The sequence below is a fragment of the Haloquadratum walsbyi C23 genome, from assembly GCF_000237865.1.
Lineage (GTDB): Archaea > Halobacteriota > Halobacteria > Halobacteriales > Haloferacaceae > Haloquadratum > Haloquadratum walsbyi.
In genome coordinates, this window is sequence record NC_017459.1 from 1,562,970 (window position 1) to 1,578,886 (window position 15,917).

Consider the following 15,917-nt stretch of genomic DNA (forward strand, 5'->3'; position numbering starts at 1 on the left):
TAAATTACGAGAAGAGATATTCAGTCCCCGCTAGCATTATTGGGTGATCCTGATGAACCATCGTAAACGACCACGGGTCGGGTGACCCCTGGCTTTTCTCATTCCCTCAGCCTACGTCTTAGAAAAAATCGAAACAAGATCAGCTTCTGTGACCGGGTGAGCGGTAGAATCAACGCCAATATCGTGCGCTATGCGGACCGCTGTTGGTGGGCGAAGATTTGCTTTATTTAATAGCTCATCATCATAGAATACCGCTTGTGGTGTGTCACTCTCAATGATATTACCATCAGCCATCACGCAGACACGATCGGCGATTTCAGCGGCGAATTCTAGATCATGTGTCGATAACACGACGCTGATACCCTCCTGGTGAATCTGTCGGATTCGTTTAGCGACTAATCGTGATCGCTCGGGGTCAAGACCAGCGAGTGGCTCATCAAGGACGACCACGCTAGGATTCAAAACAAGCACACCGGCGAGACCAATGAGGCGTTTTTCACCGCCGCTGAGATAGTGTGGGATCCGGTCTTCAAGATGTGACGCATCAACTGTCGCCAGTGCTTCGCGGGCACGACGCTCGGCCTCCTCACCGGTTATGCCGTAGTTTTGCAGACCGAACAACACATCATCTAAAACCGTGGGCGCTACTAATTGTGTATCGGCGTCTTGGAAGACAAATCCAACTGCCTTCCGGGCATGCGCTTTATTATCCTCAGTGATTGCAGTTCCATCGACAATTAATTCGCCCTCATCAGGAACAAGAGTGGCGTTCAGGTGTTCAAGCAATGTCGATTTGCCGGCGCCATTCCCACCGACAAGTGCGACCACCTCATTCGGATACACAGAAAAGTCAATTTCATGCATTCCAACGGTGCCGTCAGGATAGGTATGAGCCTCACATTGAAGATCAACCAGCGGCGTCCGTTCCCCTGAGTGATCCGCAGTCATACCGGAATCACCTCATAAACGACGATGAGCGCGTAAATAACGACACCACTGTAGCAAGAGCCAATAATGACGACCTCACTGGCAGGTGGTCGTGAGACATCACCATATAACGTAATATCACCGTCATAACCGCGAGCTTCCATCGATTTGACCAGTCGCTCGGAGCGTTCAATTGCAGTCAGTAACGTCATCCCGAGAATTCGGGCATAGGTGCGACGGTTCGCCCAGAAATCAGAGAGAGACGCCCCGCGAGCGAGGACACCTTTTACCAGGTCTTCAAGCGTCTCAATCATGACAAACGTGAATCGATAGGTGAGTAATGCGACCTGATCGATTGGTCGCGGAAGTAACCGACCGAGTAGGTAGGCGATATCAGCGTATCGAGTCGTCATCGTTGTAGTTAATGTAAATGTTACAACCGTAAGTGATCGGCAGGTCAACTCACCGAACAACGAGGCGCCTGCCCACGTGACCGAGAGTCTACCAACGGGGGTAGCGAGTGCTTCACCAATTGGTACCCCTGGCTCAAGAAACGCCAACGGTCCCGCAACTGAGACGATGAATAATAATGGCAGTGTATACCAATAGATAAGCCGACGATATGGAAGTCCGGCAACACCATATGTTACCAGTATCACAGCATAGAGCCCTGCAAGGACGGTGAGCGTATCAATGATTGTCACGGCAAAGACAAGCGCGCCAACTATGCCAACTTTTGTCCATGGATTGACCCGATGAAGGGGTCCCTCTTGATGTTCAGCGTACGCGGTGATGAGTCGTGGATCCGGGACGTGGTTTGAGAGTGTCGTCACGATTATTAAGCCGTACGTTCAGAGTCGTCGAGCCTGCCGGACCGACTCACATATACATATAACCCGATCCCGAAACCGACGAGGAGAATAACAATACCGAGGAATTCGAGCATCATACCACCTTTCCGAATCGGACCAGCGACAAGGACTCCACGACTGAGGTCGATGAGCGCCCCACCGCCATCTCGTGCGCCGCGCTGGAGTGCCTGCGCAGAGCGTTTCGCCCATGGAAGTGCGCCGCCAGTTGAGGTGAACCCCCAAAGACCAGCGGCAAGACAGACTGCAAATAATCCAGCGAGTCCACCATACTGTTTCCAGCGATTCATTAGGCTGTCACCCCAGCAGAGTCCTCAGTCGTGGTTCGGTCAACAAGACCAATGAGGTCAGGTCGGACGGAGACAAGAAATTGGACAACAAAGCCAGTTAAAATCCCTTCAATGACGGCAACCCCAAGATTGAGCCCGACCAACCCGGCGACCGCGATTGTCAGGTCGCCACGGGGGAGGGCACTGCCGTTGACACCGCTAATGACGATGATTGCACCCATCAAGATCGCACCAGCTGAAAGCCCAAGGGTCGCTGCGCCGGTACTGGCAGGGAAACTGTCCCAGTCCATCCGAAGCAGTGCTTTAAATATATAGTAGGCAACAATGGCTTCAGAGGCGTTGACCAGCGTGTTTGCGCCGAGTAGACCAACAGCACCATGACCCAGTGCTGCTGAGAAAATATTGACCACAAGAGCAATCAGTGCGCCGAGCAGCGGTCCGGCAAGAATACCGACAAGACCGGTAAGGTTCATATGAATACCACCCCAGACGGGAATATTCAATTGGAAGATTGCAAAACTTGCTGCCGCTCCGATTCCAGCAAGAGCGATTTGATGGGTCTTGATACTGTCCTTGCGGATCCGGTAAACAACGACGCTGATGAGTGCAACACCAACGGTCGTCCACAGGGCAAGTGCCCAGAGAGGAAACGAGCCTTCGCCAAGATGAATATGTGCCATCTCTATTTTACTAATTCAGCATCTAGATATAATAATGTTGGCTTTGTTTAGAGAATAATATAGTAACAATTCAATTATTAGAGGATCTTGTTGCTAATATGTCCTCCAAGTAATGCACATAGTCTTTTTATGCAATCTCAATAATATATGTAGTATGGGTCACCCACGAGTAGCAGGCGTTGGGCTCACACACTTCGGGAAGCATCCTGAACGCACGACACGCGATATGTTTGCAGAAGCTGGTCTCACGGCTCTTGATGACGCTGGAGTCGACACAGACGACATTGAGGGGGTTTTCTATGGAAATTTCATCGGTGAGGTTTCTGAGGACCAAGGACACATGGGACCAATTTCGGCAGAGGCGCTCGGTATTGACGCCCCTGCAACGCGAATTGAGAGCGCATGTGCATCTTCAGGTGTTGCTGTGCGTGAAGCGATCAAAAATGTACGTTCTGGCGAATCCGATGCAGTGATTGTCGGCGGTGCTGAGCGGATGAATAATCTTGGGACTGCTGAAACAACAGCATCACTCGCGCTTGCTGCAGATGACTTGTATGAAGTCCGTGTTGGGATTACTTTCCCTGGTGCATACGCCCTGATGGCAGATGCATACTTTGAGGAATACGGTGGCTCAAGAGAGGATCTTGCGCATATCGCACAGAAAAATCACGAAAATGCCGTTGATAATGAGTTTGCACAGTTCCAATATGAAATTGATATCGATGATGCGCTTGATGCGCCACCAGTGGCAGAGCCACTGCATCTGTATGATGCGTGTCCGGTGACTGATGGAGCCGCAGCAGCGGTCATCGTCAGTGAGGAATATGCTGAAAACAATGATCTTGATATTCCTGTCCGTGTGACAGGGTCTGGACAGGGCTCAGATAATCTTGCCCTGCAAGATCGCGAGTATCTTACACAGACCCCAGCAGCGACTAATGCTGCGGATGAAGCCTTTGATGACGCTGCGATTGGTCCTGATGATGTTGATGTCGCAGAGGTACATGATTGCTTTACAATCGCAGAAGTTCTTGCACTCGAATCAATGGGAATCTTTGACCATGGCGACGGAATTAACGCTGCACGTCGCGGTGATACACTTCCTGAGGGTGACATCCCAGTCAACCTCTCTGGTGGACTCAAAGCAAAAGGACATCCTGTTGGGGCAACAGGTGCCGCACAGATCGCAGAAATGACACGGCTACTGCGTGGTGACCATCACAATAGTGAGTATGTTTCCGATGCTTCCGTTGGAATAACACACAATGCTGGTGGAACCGTCGCAAGCACTGTTGTTCATGTTCTGGAGGTGGACCAATGAGTGACGTTGGCGATGCTGGATACGATGAATTGCTTGAGGCAATTGATGCAGGTGATGGATACTATCTTGAGTGCGAGAACGAACATGGATCGTTGCCGCCACGACGTGTTTGTCCACATTGTGGTTCGACCGATATCAAAGAAGTATCACTCCCTGATACAGGCGAAGTTGTTGCGCACACGAAGGTTCATGTTCCAACTCCACGGTTTAGCGAGGACGCTCCATATGATGTTGTGATCGTTGATTACGGACAGGTGCAATTGACAGGTCAACTCGCTGGTGCTGATGATGATATTGCACATGGACTTGACGTGACAGTGCAACTCGGTGAGGCAACAAAAACCGGTGAGCCTGTTGTGACGTTTGTTCCAGCTGAGACATAACACGCGCTTAGCATTCAGACGTTTTCTCAGCTCGCACGTTTTTGATTTAATTCCGAGAGCACAATCGCTTCCTCAAAAAATGAACGAAGTGAACAAATAGTATCAAAAATTGCGTGGTGAATCGCCTCGGGGCATTCTCCTTGTGTATCTGTGAACAATAGAAACTCAAAGGTCCATTGCACCATTCACATCGATAACCTCGCCTGAAATATATGATGCCTCTTCACTTGCAAGGAACTTCACAACATGTGAAATATCCTCAACTTCACCAAATCGACTCATTGGGATATCATCTTTAATTGAGTTTTTGACCGTATCGGGAACATCTGTGAGCATATCAGTTTTCGTGAATCCTGGCGCAACCGAGTTCGCTGTTGACCCTGAGGAGGCAAGTTCAAGGGCGAGCGTACGCGTAAATCCAAAAATACCCGATTTTGAGGTTGCATAGTTCGCCTGTCCAAAGTTACCCTGTTTGCCGACAATTGAGGAGATATTGATCAGTCGACCTTGATTTGAGGATTTAATATCACTAAAAAAAACCTTTGTTGCATTGAATGTCCCATTAAGATTCACATCGATGACCGACTTCCACTGATCAGGTGTCATCTTTTCGAACGTTGTATCCTTGGTAATACCAGCATTGTTAATCAGAATATCAACTGCTCCGAAATTGTCATGGACTCGATCACGCATCGACTTGATGGCTGAAAAATCAGTGACATCTGCTTGAGCGGTAATTGCAGTACCGCCGGCATCACGAATCGTCTCAACAACATCATTTGCCTCTGCCTTTGATGATCGGTAATTAACTGCTACATTAGCTCCTTCATCAGCCAGTTCCTCGGCAATGCCGCGACCAATACCTCGCGACGCACCTGTAACAACGCAGGTTCTATTTTCGAGGTTCATCATTGTTGGAATCCTGCTGTCCAGTTATTCGTTCAGCAGATAATTAATATGATGATACCATGGTCATAATATTTGGGTAACATATACTAAAATATATAATCTCATGTATGAAAATCAGATATACTGTTATCTGATATAATCGCTGGTTAGTATGAGAGAAACTAAGCTTACTATTTGATCAATTCATCCGCACGTTCACTCCACTCGCGGAGACGTGATGCACTGACATCAACTGTCTCAGCGAGCCTTTTAGCGTCAACCGCAGCGAGATCAGCAACCGTTTCAACTCCTGCATTATCTAACTGCTCACTGTATGCTGGACCAATGCCCTGGATTGACTCCAATTCGGGGTCGTCTGTGGATTCGGTCTGAGCGTCTGTTTGGTCTGTATCCTCATTGGACTCAGTATTATCACCAACGGGGATCTCAACAGCCGTATCATCAACAACTTCGGTTGCCCCATCTGTTGAGAGGTTCGATGCCGACTCAACGGTTGAACGCTCAGCAAACCATCCAGCAACATTTGGCCACAGTTCATCATGTGAACTACTTGAGACAGACAGTCCAATATGTCCAGTTGATGCCTCCATAATTTCGGTATCCGAACTCGGGATGACATCATTGAATGGTCGAGATGCTTCCGGTGGAATCAGGTGATCATACTCGCCCATCACCTGCAATACCGGCATGTTTAATTCCGATAGCCTGACTGACTCATCACCGAGTTCTAATTTGTCACGATAAAGCTGATTCTCTTGATAGATCTTTTCGAGAAACTCAACATATGCTGTCCCTGCAACATCAATTCCATCAGAGAGCCATCGCTCCATTCGTGCAAAATTCTTGACGAAGTCCTGATCATCCAGTTTGTCATACAACGTGGTATATTTCGAGATATAATTGTTGACCGGATCCATCAGAGCAAATCCAGTATCAAGGAATTCTGCTGGAACATTCCCAAATGCATCAGTGACATCCTGTGGAGAGTAATACTCATCATCACCCCATTCTTCGAGAATACCACCGGTTCCAGCGAAACAAAGTCCTGCTGCCATCAGTCCGAGATTTCGAACTTTTTCGGGATTAATTGCACTGTACATTACACTCATTGTCCCACCCATACAGTACCCCAATATATTGATTGAATCAACATCTGACCGATCAGCGACAACATCAACACAGTTGTCGATATATCGATTAACATAATCATCAAGAGATAATGCGTGATCAAGTAGCGATGGCTCACCCCAATCAATCAGATATACATCAAAGCCAGCCTCAAGCAGTCGCCGAACAACGGACCGGTCAGGCTGAAGATCAAGGATATACGGTCGATTAATCAGCGCATACACGATGAGGATCGGCACATCGCGACTCTCTTCAGGGTCGATGCCTGCCGCTTCAGCATCATAATGGATGAGCTCAAGCTTATTTTCCTCATAGACGACATTACTTGGTGTCTCACCAACCTCGATGGTTGCCATTGTCTCAAGACTTTCTGGGAGTGCCTGTATCGACTCAGTCGTTTCAGTCATTGAATCGATAAGATTTCGCTGTGCATCAATCGGATATGTGAATGGATTCATGACTGATTGATGAGTTGGTCTAATTTTGACTCAATTGCTTGTTGTCGCCGCTCGACCTCAACGAGTCGTTCCCCGATCTCACGGATATCACCGGTCGTGGCGAATCCCATCCCATGAAGCGTTTCCTCGGCTGTGTCGTTCATCTGCTGTTGGAAATCAAGCACGCTCTCGAGATTTTGACCGGTCATCGCTGCGAATGCAGTCGTTGACATCGACTCTTTGAACGCCTCATTTGCGGCATTCAACCAGATATCACGGAAGTCTGTTGGGTCGACATCTTCACCTTGGATCATATCGCCCATTCGTTCATATGAGGATTCTGCAGCTTGCATCCAGGACTCATACGCTTCTGCAGCACCCTCTGAGGCATCATCAAATTGCTCCTCAGAGAGCATCTCATCAACTGAGTCCATCCACGTGTCCGCAAACTCAGATTGTGCGTCCATGTTGCGTTTGAGCGCGTCAGTGTATGTTTGTGAAAACTGCTCGAACATCGATTCCATCATCTCTGTCCCCATCATTTCTGTGGGGTCGTTTGCATTATTGCTCATTGTTATTCGTGTATATTATATTACGGATATGGTGTCAGTGTTTGGGTTTTGATTTAGTATCATACTTTCGACGTTAATTAAGAAGTAGTATATGTGTCATAATTCCCGCAATATCCACGTGAGTTGTGCTTTTCACATGGATAATACGAAAGTGGCTGAATGGAACTAAATTGGAGTTTTATTCGTCTGTTGATAGCGGGACCGTAGTGCCGTCACTCATTGACTCTGCGTCTGTCATTGCTTGTGACATCATTTCATACATTTCATCGACCATCTCTGTCTGTGTTTCAGTGAGCTCATCATAACCCTCAATTGCGTCTTCTGCCGTGTCTTCGAGTGATTCCCACGTCTCACCGTGGACTTCAACTAACGCATCATATTGATCATCGACAGCACTTCGAAGTTCCTCAGTGGTATCAGCCGGAAGCCCAGGCTCCATTCCATCGATAGCGGCATGGAATGCGCGACGGGTCATCTCAACACCATCTTGTTGAGCACTTGCGGTTGGACCAAAGCTTTCAATAACCGCCTCGGCAGCCTCTTTTTGAAATTCAATCGACTGCGTTACCGCTTGATGACTTGCTTCGATGTACGTGCGTTGCATCTCGAACATGCTGCTGAGTGGATTTTGATCTGCGTTCATTATAATCACCGATTTCGTTTAACTGGGATGACAACTGTTTGGACAATGTCGCCCTCTTCAATATCAAGTGCCTCTCGCTCCGCATCAGGGATCGAAATTCGCCCACCGCTTTGGACGCGCGTTTTGAACATCGCTGTTCCCATCGTCATTGCACTCAACTGCGAGAAATCACCGAGTCCGCCAGCGTTCATACTGGTCTGCAGATACTGCTCGAATAGCTCCTGCTGACTTTGCGTTGTCTTCTGCGTCGCTTCTTGGAACTGTTTCGCAACAGCCGCTGGCGACCAGATGGGCGTCTCATCATCCGAATCGTCTGTCATCTCAATATCAATTATACGGCTTGAGATAATAAATCTTACTATTTTTACCACTCATTACCACTCAATGTAATCAAATGGTTTTGATTGTCTCAAATGTGTCTTTATTTCCGTCAACTGGTATTTTCTCGATTAATCCATAACTGCTATCAACGATGATGACATGGAGCATCATATGGCATCAGATCAGTCATCAATGACTGACTCATTCGAGGGAATGGCTACTGCATGGATTGAATCTTCAACGGCAGTTTCGAAGAACATGGCTCAAATGTACTCAAATATTGCTGCAGCCAATCGCGAGTTATGGTCGCAAACAATGGCTCCAGCAGATTCACCCAGTCGAGAGTCTGGTGATGACTCAATCGCCTATAGTAAATCGTCATGGACGACAGTTCAGTCAGTTGACACAGTCGCAGAACTTGAAGTTAGTGATGAAGTCGTATTCAGAAAGGAATTAACAGATAGCGATGTGCACGCGTTTGCAGACATTAGCGGCGATACAAATCGACTTCATCTTGATGATGAGTTCGCCTCAGATACCCGGTTTGGTCGCCGGATTGTTCATGGCACGCTGGCGTCGGGGTTAATTAGCTCTGCACTTGCACGCCTTCCTGGCATGATTGTATATCTGTCACAGGATCTTGATTTTGAACGACCTGTCGACATTGGAACAACGGTTGAAGCAACTGTTCGTGTTGCTGAAACGCTCGATGGTGACCGATACCGACTCGACACAACGGTACAAACAGAAGATGGAACTACTGTCATTGATGGTGAGGCAATTGTCCTCATCGACACTCCACCAGCACCCGAAACAGACGCAGACGCAGACGCAGACGCAAGTACAACCGAATAGATTCACGCAGTATCAGCGTCCTCGTCGATCCGAACGAGCAAAGACGGTCGTGTCAACTATTGCGCTCGTCTTATAAGATATACACAGTCATGAATATTGGTGTCTCAATTGGACCGTATCTCGACCGCATCGAAACTATCCCAGACGCATTTGAGTATGTCGAAGTTGGATTAGGCGAAGGCGAACGTCCAATTGGCGAGGTTAATATCAATTCGATCACTCGACGACTTGAACAACAGAATCTTGATCTTACCGTTCACCTCCCGTATTATCAGCCGTTGGCGACTGCTGTGGATGCAATTGATTCTGCAACACTTTCATATCTTGACTCAGTGTTAGAAACAGCGAGTGCTCTTGGTGCAACGACCGCTGTGGCACATCCAACACGTCGGGGGATTGCCCCAGACTCCGATCAATTTCATGAGCAATTACGTAGCCTTGTTCAAATCGGGCGAGCACATAATATCACTATCTGTTTTGAGACAACCGGGTATGCCGGTGATCTCGCACTTGAGCGTATTGGGTCAACTATTGACAATGTCGATGGCGCGATCTGTCTTGATGTCGGATACGCATATCTTGAAGCAGGAGTAAGTGGAATACGAACATTGCTCACGCAATACAGTGACATCGTTGAGCACCTCCATATTCACGACGGTCGACATCGTGGTGATACACATATTACAGTTGGGAGTGGTGATGTTGCAATGGCTGACATTGGACCGCTTATTCAAAAGTTCGTTCCTGACGCAACAGCGACAATTGAGGTATTTACAGATGACGCTGCACACCTCACAGATTCACGACAACGATTTGCTAAACTGACTGAGAATATTGACGGCTGATAGCATAGCCTCAAACATGCTGTACAGATTGTCAAGGCGGCTGCCTCGGAGCTTGACCCGAGAGTGAAGCCGACATCTCTAATTGACCCATAATATGAGCACGATTGATGATTAAATAATGATGGTCAGCATGTCTGGCTGAGAGTCCCATCACATGGGGGGTCAGACACCACGCACCGTCCGACTTAGAAATGAATTGTTCTAAATCAACGTCGTCCGAGAGACAAAGTCTCTCGTGATCAGGAAAACCTTCAATTTTCGAACGACCTGTGGAGACCGGAACCGCTGTGAAACGGCTCTCTCAGTGAGAGTGAGTTTGTCAGTCCTGCCGAGAAAGCAGGAATCGTCGGAGCTTTGATATTGATATGACACCAAGGCAGGTTCCCAGGTAAAACTATTTCTGGAGGGTGAGAAATACTTCGGGACGTTCAGTTAACTCAGCCTACAGATCAATTATTTCACTTTCTTGTTGTCTCCGAATCGTGGTCTCCAATATATTTTGACACTTACATGCTTCTGAGAGGCTGAAGATGTTTTTTAGGGATGATTAGGGTAATCGCGGTAATTGAATGGTTATAACCGATCATCCACGTATCTCAGGGCTCGCCTCCGGAGTAATCACATTCACGCCATTTGAGTCATCGTGGTGATACTTATTCATCGATATCAATAGCCGGACGACCAGGTTCAGCCTGTCGGGCGACCCCTGCTGGGGCATCCTCAGCATGGATAATATTGACAGGGGCATCAAACTCGCGTTCGATGAGCCATGTTGCAGCACGGAGCATTTCATATTCGCGCTCCGGTGGGAGCGTTGTTGCTAATGCCTCACGCTCAGTTTGTAACTGCTGTCCATAATCAGCAGCCGCATCACCTTGTTCACGGATGGTCGGATTTTGCATCAACTCAGCGATAAGATTGTCAGCATCGCTTTCAATTGCAGTTTCCAACGCGGTATACTTCCATGCTGGTGAAACAACAATCGTGATTGTCTTTGGATCATCGATATCGGCAACAGTGATAATTTGACGAACATCCTCTCTGGTATCCTCAACCAGTGCCCGTCGTTTTGTGACTATATCACGGTCAACGTCTGTCTGTGGCCATGATGCGTCGGTCATAAACCCATCGTGATCAAGAGCTGAATACAACTCTTCTGTTATGTGTGGTGCGACTGGGGCAAGTAGTCGAATGACAGTCTCAAGCCCATGGCGGTATGTATCGACATGTGGTGTCGTGTAGTTTCGATACTGTCTCAGGGTCTGGACAAGATCTCGCGCTTCTCGAAGCGCAACACTGAAAGATAGCTCATCATACTCCTGAGTCGCGATTGCAACAGCAGCATCAATTTCGGTATCGACGTATGATGCAATCGGTGTCCGTTCATTTGTGAGTGTGGTCTCAGTATTCGAGATTGATGGCTGAGTTACTGCATCATGATTTTCAAGAACCGCTCGGTCAACGTTTATGTCGGCGATTACATCGGCAAGTTCGATGAGTTGCGTCAATAGCTGATTGGTTGAGCGAACACCCTCTTCTGACCAATCGAAATCACGCTCAGGTTGTGCTGCCTGCATCATAAACAATCGTGCGGTATCAGCACCGTATTCCTCGACAATTCGCTGCGGTGAGACAGTGTTCCCTTTTGACTTTGACATTTTCTCACCATCTAATTGAACCATTCCCTGAGCCAGTAGGTTCTCGAAGGGCTCGGTGACAGCAAGATCATCGTTTTCAGCCAGCACTTTTGTGAAGAATCGCGAGTACAGCAGATGCATGACTGCATGCTCAATCCCGCCGACGTACTGATCGACTGGCATCCACTGGTTTGTTCGCTCAATATCGAACGGCTCAGTCTCAACATCTGGCGAGACATACCGCAAGAAATACCATGAGGAATCGACGAAGGTATCCATCGTATCTGTCTCACGAGTCGCCGCAGCACCGCACTCAGGACAGTTTGTCTCTTTCCAATCAGTCGCCGCTTCAAGCGGATTCCCAGTTGTATTAATAAACGGTGGAAGTTCAACAGGAAGGTCCTTCTCGGGAACAAGCACTGGACCACATTCCTCACAGTAGACAACCGGAATCGGTGTTCCCCAGTATCGTTGTCGAGAGATACCCCAATCACGAAGTCGATACTGTGTATCTAATTCAGCCCCGGTAGTGTCGGCTGTAATCTTCTCACGTGCGGTCTCACTGTCAAGCCCTGTGTATTGCCCAGAATTGACTAGCACGCCGTCGTCGGTGTATGCTGTGTCAGAAATGTCTGGGGGGATTGGAGTGCTGTCATTGATATCAGTTGATTCAGGAGCAACAACTGGTATGATATCAATGTCCATCGCCGTTGCGAACGCATGATCACGTTCATCATGCGCCGGGACACCCATCAGTGCGCCCGTGCCAACATCAGAAAGAACGAAATCAGCAATGTATACTGGAATTTCATCACCAGTAACGGGATTCGTCGCAGTCAATCCAGTTGAGACACCGTTCGGTTCATCGCCATCAGGGTCAGCCTCGTCTGTAATGAATGTTTCAATAGCCGCATTCTCTGTCCGAAGCTCATCAGCAATTGGGTGATCCGTCGCGACTGCAAAGAACGTTGCACCGTAAATCGTGTCTGCGCGCGTTGTGAATGCCTCGATTGTGCCATATCCATCGATCTCAAACGGCAACAGCGTGCCGTATTGCCGACCAATCCAATTTCGTTGCATCTGTGTTACATTGTTTGGCCATCCCTCAAGCCGGTCAATGTCATCAACAAGTTCATCAGCCCACTCAGTGATCTTGAGGAACCACTGTGCTAACTCACGCTGTTCAACCGCGGTGTCACATCGCCAACATAATTCGGCCTCACCTTCGACTTGCTCATCGGCAAGGACGGTCTCACATGATGGACACCAATTAACATCGGCGTCTCGTCGTTCGACTATTCCGGAATTATAGAACTCACGGAAGAAATATTGATTCCATTGATAATATTCTGGGTCACATGTTGTAATTTCGCGGTCCCAGTCATATCCAAACCCCATCGATTCCATTTGCTCACGCATTGTCTCGATACAATCATACGTCCAATCGCGAGGGTTGGTATCGCGTTCTTTTGCAGCGTTTTCTGCAGGAAGACCGAATGCATCCCACCCCATCGGGTGAAGAACATCATCTCCACGCATTCGACGATACCGAGCGTATGCATCGGTAATGGTGTAATTTCGGACATGCCCCATATGTAATTTTCCGGAAGGATATGGATACATACCCAAGACGTAGGTGAGGTCTGCTGGATCATCTGGCGTTCGGTAGGCGTTAGCATCATCCCACGCGGATTGCCAATGACTTTCAACGGCAGCGTGATCATAATTTCCCTTCGTCATCAGTTGATACTAAATGCCTCTTAGCGACGCCATATTTTCAACTTGGCGCAACGGGCTCAACAAAGAGATACCCAATTGGCATATCACAGACAGGAGTATAAGAAAATGACCGTTAGGCATATCTGGAAAAGCAGATTCTCTGGTAACAGGGTGGTGATATTCACCTCACTAGAACTCCCTCCGGAAGTGATTGTCTGTGATTTCGCCCCTTGATTTTGAGTGAATAGACACCGCGTTGGTAGCTCAGAAGTGCCACTAAATCTGAGTTGCCGAGCGGCTTCAATGTCCGTCCCGTTCTCGATAGACTCCGCGATAAATGTAATTGTACCTGACACCTCACTCGATTTATTAGTCGAAATGGAGATATCTATAGGCGGAGCAGGGCGAGAACCCCGACCCTTGTGGTGGGGTTGTTCAGGCTCTCCCCAGAAATCATCGTGTTCTGAGATAGGCTGAAACTGAACGGATTACTCGGGCTCTCAACTGTTGATTTAAGTCTTTTTTGAGTCCGGTTTGTGATCGTGACTTCTCCCACGCGAGATTGGATCTGATGTTGCATCTGTCAAGCTACTCTTCCATGGTAGCGTGGAGCAGCTCGTGGTCTTGTTGGGAGAGCCGTCAAGCCGTGTGATAGCAGTTCGACGGTGATACTCAGTGTCTGATATCGATATATTATTTAGCTATAACGGTTTGATTTGCCATCGTTTCCTCCCCTCCCTACTCATTCGCCTTGCTCTTGTCTTGAGGAAGGGGACTCCATCCTAAGATATTGAAAACTATAATGAAATTACACGAGATATCGAATATCGCTAGTTGTCCACTCTGTCTCAGTGATGCCGTCGCTGACATATAGTGCCAGATGAAGCGGGTGAATCAGGAAGCTGATTCATCCGCTGCCCGGATGTGGGTGACGTGAACCTACCAAAGCTCAAACGAATCCTCACCGATCCGGACGAGTTCATTTCGAACAGCCAGCTGAAATCTCTTAGCATGGAGTTGCTTGAGTTGATACCCATGGAAGGAATCGAGGGCTCCGGCCTCGATTCCGACCAGATCATGGAAGTCGTTTTACGAGCTGCTGTTGACCAGACATCGGTCAACGGTGTCACAACCAGCACTGAGGACACACCAAACCGGGAGACAGTGATGGATTGGCTCCACACGCTGGAAAAAGAGACAATGCTTGATGCTGTCAACGACATTCTCGCGCTGGTAGCTATGACGGTTCTCGACCGCGACGGGTCGAGAACCATCTGCATCGACTTCATGAACAACCCATTCCACGGTTGTCCAGACGATGAAGACGAATTCCGGCGGATGAGTGCCCGCGACGGCACTACAAAGTGTCACCGCTACTGTACAGCGTTTGTTCTTGCACAGGGGAAGCCGCTGACGCTGGCGGTTGAACCGGTTGATGGCAAAGATAGCAAGGCCGACGCGGTCGAGCGCGTGCTCGCCCGCGTTGAGACTTATCCGTTCGAGATCGATCAGATTCTCATGGACAGAGACGCCTTCTGTGGCGAGTTAATCGGCGTTCTCCGTGAGGCAGCACCGCCGGTCTTTCCGGTGAGAACCGGGAAAGAAACCCTCGAAGAGAAGCTCACAACGGGTTCCTCGTACATGACTGAGGAGATAATCTGCGAAGGGAAAGAGCACGAACAAACGTATCCACTGGCGGTCAACGTCACGTATCAAAACGGAGATCGCGGGAAGTCAGGGCTCAAACAGACAGGATACGCGGCGTACGGTCTGGAAGACCGAACGCCGCGGCAAGTGGCGCAGGTCTACAACCACCGGGCACAGATTGAGAAGAGCTACGAGACATTCCGGAAAGCGCGTGCTCTGACAACAACACCATCGACGACGATTCGGCTGTTCTACGTGGGCGTTGGGTTCCTGCTGGAGCAGTTGTGGGTTGTGTTGCAGTGGGCAGTGCTCGCCCGACCACGGCGTGGCGGGCGAGCACTTCCGACCGATTTCACGTTCAACAACGCGTTTCTCCATGGGGTCGAAGAGGTGCTGGACGATGAGCTCGGCTGGAAAGATGAACACCAGACGAACGGCCAGGGACTACCAGCAGGGCACGAACACGGACTCGGGTAAGCCGCCTCGCTTCGGGCGAAGCGAGGCTGGCGACCAGCGACAGCTGTATCTGAATTGCGGCTTCAACACAGAGCTCAGTAGAGACAAGTAGTAAACTCGATATCTGTTTAGGTCACTGAGACAGCTGTTGGCGTCTTTGTCTTGTTTCGACGTCTTCCGGACGTGAAGTCTTACTTTCGCGGCTGCGGTTATCGGTAGAGTGGACAACTAGCGAATATATGGCTATTATACAGATACTACAGGGACAGAAAGGACAA

16 protein-coding genes are annotated in these 15,917 nt (G+C 48.7%); 5 read left to right on the top strand and 11 right to left on the bottom strand.

From position 1 onward, the window contains the following. Positions 1–111: 111 nt before the first annotated feature. The 4 genes from HQRW_RS06895 to HQRW_RS06910 are packed head-to-tail and all read right to left on the bottom strand — an operon-like array spanning position 112 to position 2,766. The gene (locus tag HQRW_RS06895) at positions 112–948 is read right to left on the bottom strand and encodes an energy-coupling factor ABC transporter ATP-binding protein (protein ID WP_014556021.1); all 837 of its coding nucleotides are present in this window, start codon (positions 946–948) and stop codon (positions 112–114) included. Continuing rightward, on the bottom strand, positions 945–1,760 hold the full coding sequence (locus HQRW_RS06900) for an energy-coupling factor transporter transmembrane component T family protein (protein WP_014556022.1): 816 nt from the start codon (positions 1,758–1,760) through the stop codon (positions 945–947). The genes HQRW_RS06895 and HQRW_RS06900 overlap by 4 nt, the downstream gene beginning before the upstream one ends. A 5-nt stretch (positions 1,761–1,765) precedes the next feature. Next, entirely contained in the window at positions 1,766–2,086 is a 321-nt protein-coding gene (locus HQRW_RS06905; RefSeq protein ID WP_014556023.1) for a hypothetical protein, read from the bottom strand. Next, the gene (locus HQRW_RS06910) at positions 2,086–2,766 is read right to left on the bottom strand and encodes an energy-coupling factor ABC transporter permease (RefSeq protein ID WP_011571558.1); all 681 of its coding nucleotides are present in this window, start codon (positions 2,764–2,766) and stop codon (positions 2,086–2,088) included. Before HQRW_RS06910 ends, HQRW_RS06905 begins: the two co-directional genes overlap by 1 nt. Before the next feature lie 154 nt (positions 2,767–2,920). On the opposite strand from HQRW_RS06910, the gene HQRW_RS06915 reads away from it, so the two are divergent. Together HQRW_RS06915 and HQRW_RS06920 are read left to right on the top strand one after the other, a co-directional pair. Next, on the top strand, positions 2,921–4,087 hold the full coding sequence (locus tag HQRW_RS06915) for a thiolase domain-containing protein (RefSeq protein ID WP_014556024.1): 1,167 nt from the start codon (positions 2,921–2,923) through the stop codon (positions 4,085–4,087). Next, entirely contained in the window at positions 4,084–4,470 is a 387-nt protein-coding gene (locus HQRW_RS06920; RefSeq protein ID WP_014556025.1) for a Zn-ribbon domain-containing OB-fold protein, read from the top strand. The genes HQRW_RS06915 and HQRW_RS06920 overlap by 4 nt, the downstream gene beginning before the upstream one ends. A 26-nt stretch (positions 4,471–4,496) precedes the next feature. Here HQRW_RS06920 and HQRW_RS15835 read toward each other — a convergent pair whose 3' ends face one another. The 6 genes from HQRW_RS15835 to HQRW_RS06945 form a co-directional block, all read right to left on the bottom strand. Further along, a complete protein-coding gene (locus tag HQRW_RS15835) occupies positions 4,497–4,655 on the bottom strand; it encodes a hypothetical protein (protein ID WP_158307740.1) in 159 nt (52 codons plus the stop codon). Then, positions 4,636–5,379 (bottom strand): beta-ketoacyl-ACP reductase, encoded by a 744-nt coding sequence (locus HQRW_RS06925; protein WP_011571561.1) that lies wholly within the window; start codon positions 5,377–5,379, stop codon positions 4,636–4,638. Before HQRW_RS06925 ends, HQRW_RS15835 begins: the two co-directional genes overlap by 20 nt. Before the next feature lie 170 nt (positions 5,380–5,549). Continuing rightward, the gene (phaC, locus tag HQRW_RS06930) at positions 5,550–6,965 is read right to left on the bottom strand and encodes a class III poly(R)-hydroxyalkanoic acid synthase subunit PhaC (RefSeq protein WP_014556026.1); all 1,416 of its coding nucleotides are present in this window, start codon (positions 6,963–6,965) and stop codon (positions 5,550–5,552) included. Continuing rightward, on the bottom strand, positions 6,962–7,516 hold the full coding sequence (locus HQRW_RS06935; RefSeq protein WP_014556027.1) for a poly(R)-hydroxyalkanoic acid synthase subunit PhaE: 555 nt from the start codon (positions 7,514–7,516) through the stop codon (positions 6,962–6,964). Before HQRW_RS06935 ends, phaC begins: the two co-directional genes overlap by 4 nt. Before the next feature lie 178 nt (positions 7,517–7,694). Next, positions 7,695–8,159, bottom strand: a complete 465-nt coding sequence (locus HQRW_RS06940; protein WP_014556028.1) for a hypothetical protein — start codon at positions 8,157–8,159, stop codon at positions 7,695–7,697. 5 nt (positions 8,160–8,164) lie between these two features. Beyond that, complete coding sequence (locus HQRW_RS06945; protein ID WP_014556029.1) at positions 8,165–8,479, bottom strand: AbrB/MazE/SpoVT family DNA-binding domain-containing protein; 315 nt, start codon at positions 8,477–8,479, stop codon at positions 8,165–8,167. Between the two features lie 172 nt (positions 8,480–8,651). Between HQRW_RS06945 and HQRW_RS06950 the strand changes: the two genes are divergently transcribed. Together HQRW_RS06950 and HQRW_RS06955 are read left to right on the top strand one after the other, a co-directional pair. After that, on the top strand, positions 8,652–9,335 hold the full coding sequence (locus HQRW_RS06950) for a MaoC family dehydratase (protein ID WP_014556030.1): 684 nt from the start codon (positions 8,652–8,654) through the stop codon (positions 9,333–9,335). Positions 9,336–9,424: 89 nt separating this feature from the next. Beyond that, positions 9,425–10,180: a sugar phosphate isomerase/epimerase family protein gene (locus HQRW_RS06955; protein WP_014556031.1), complete on the top strand. Its 756-nt coding sequence runs from the start codon at positions 9,425–9,427 to the stop codon at positions 10,178–10,180. Between the two features lie 653 nt (positions 10,181–10,833). On the opposite strand, the gene leuS is transcribed toward HQRW_RS06955, so the two are convergent. Beyond that, positions 10,834–13,557, bottom strand: a complete 2,724-nt coding sequence (leuS, locus tag HQRW_RS06960; RefSeq protein ID WP_014556032.1) for a leucine--tRNA ligase — start codon at positions 13,555–13,557, stop codon at positions 10,834–10,836. Positions 13,558–14,460: 903 nt separating this feature from the next. Here leuS and HQRW_RS06965 point away from each other — a divergent pair. Further along, the gene (locus HQRW_RS06965) at positions 14,461–15,660 is read left to right on the top strand and encodes an ISH3-like element ISHwa12 family transposase (protein WP_014556033.1); all 1,200 of its coding nucleotides are present in this window, start codon (positions 14,461–14,463) and stop codon (positions 15,658–15,660) included. Positions 15,661–15,917 lie beyond the last annotated feature (257 nt).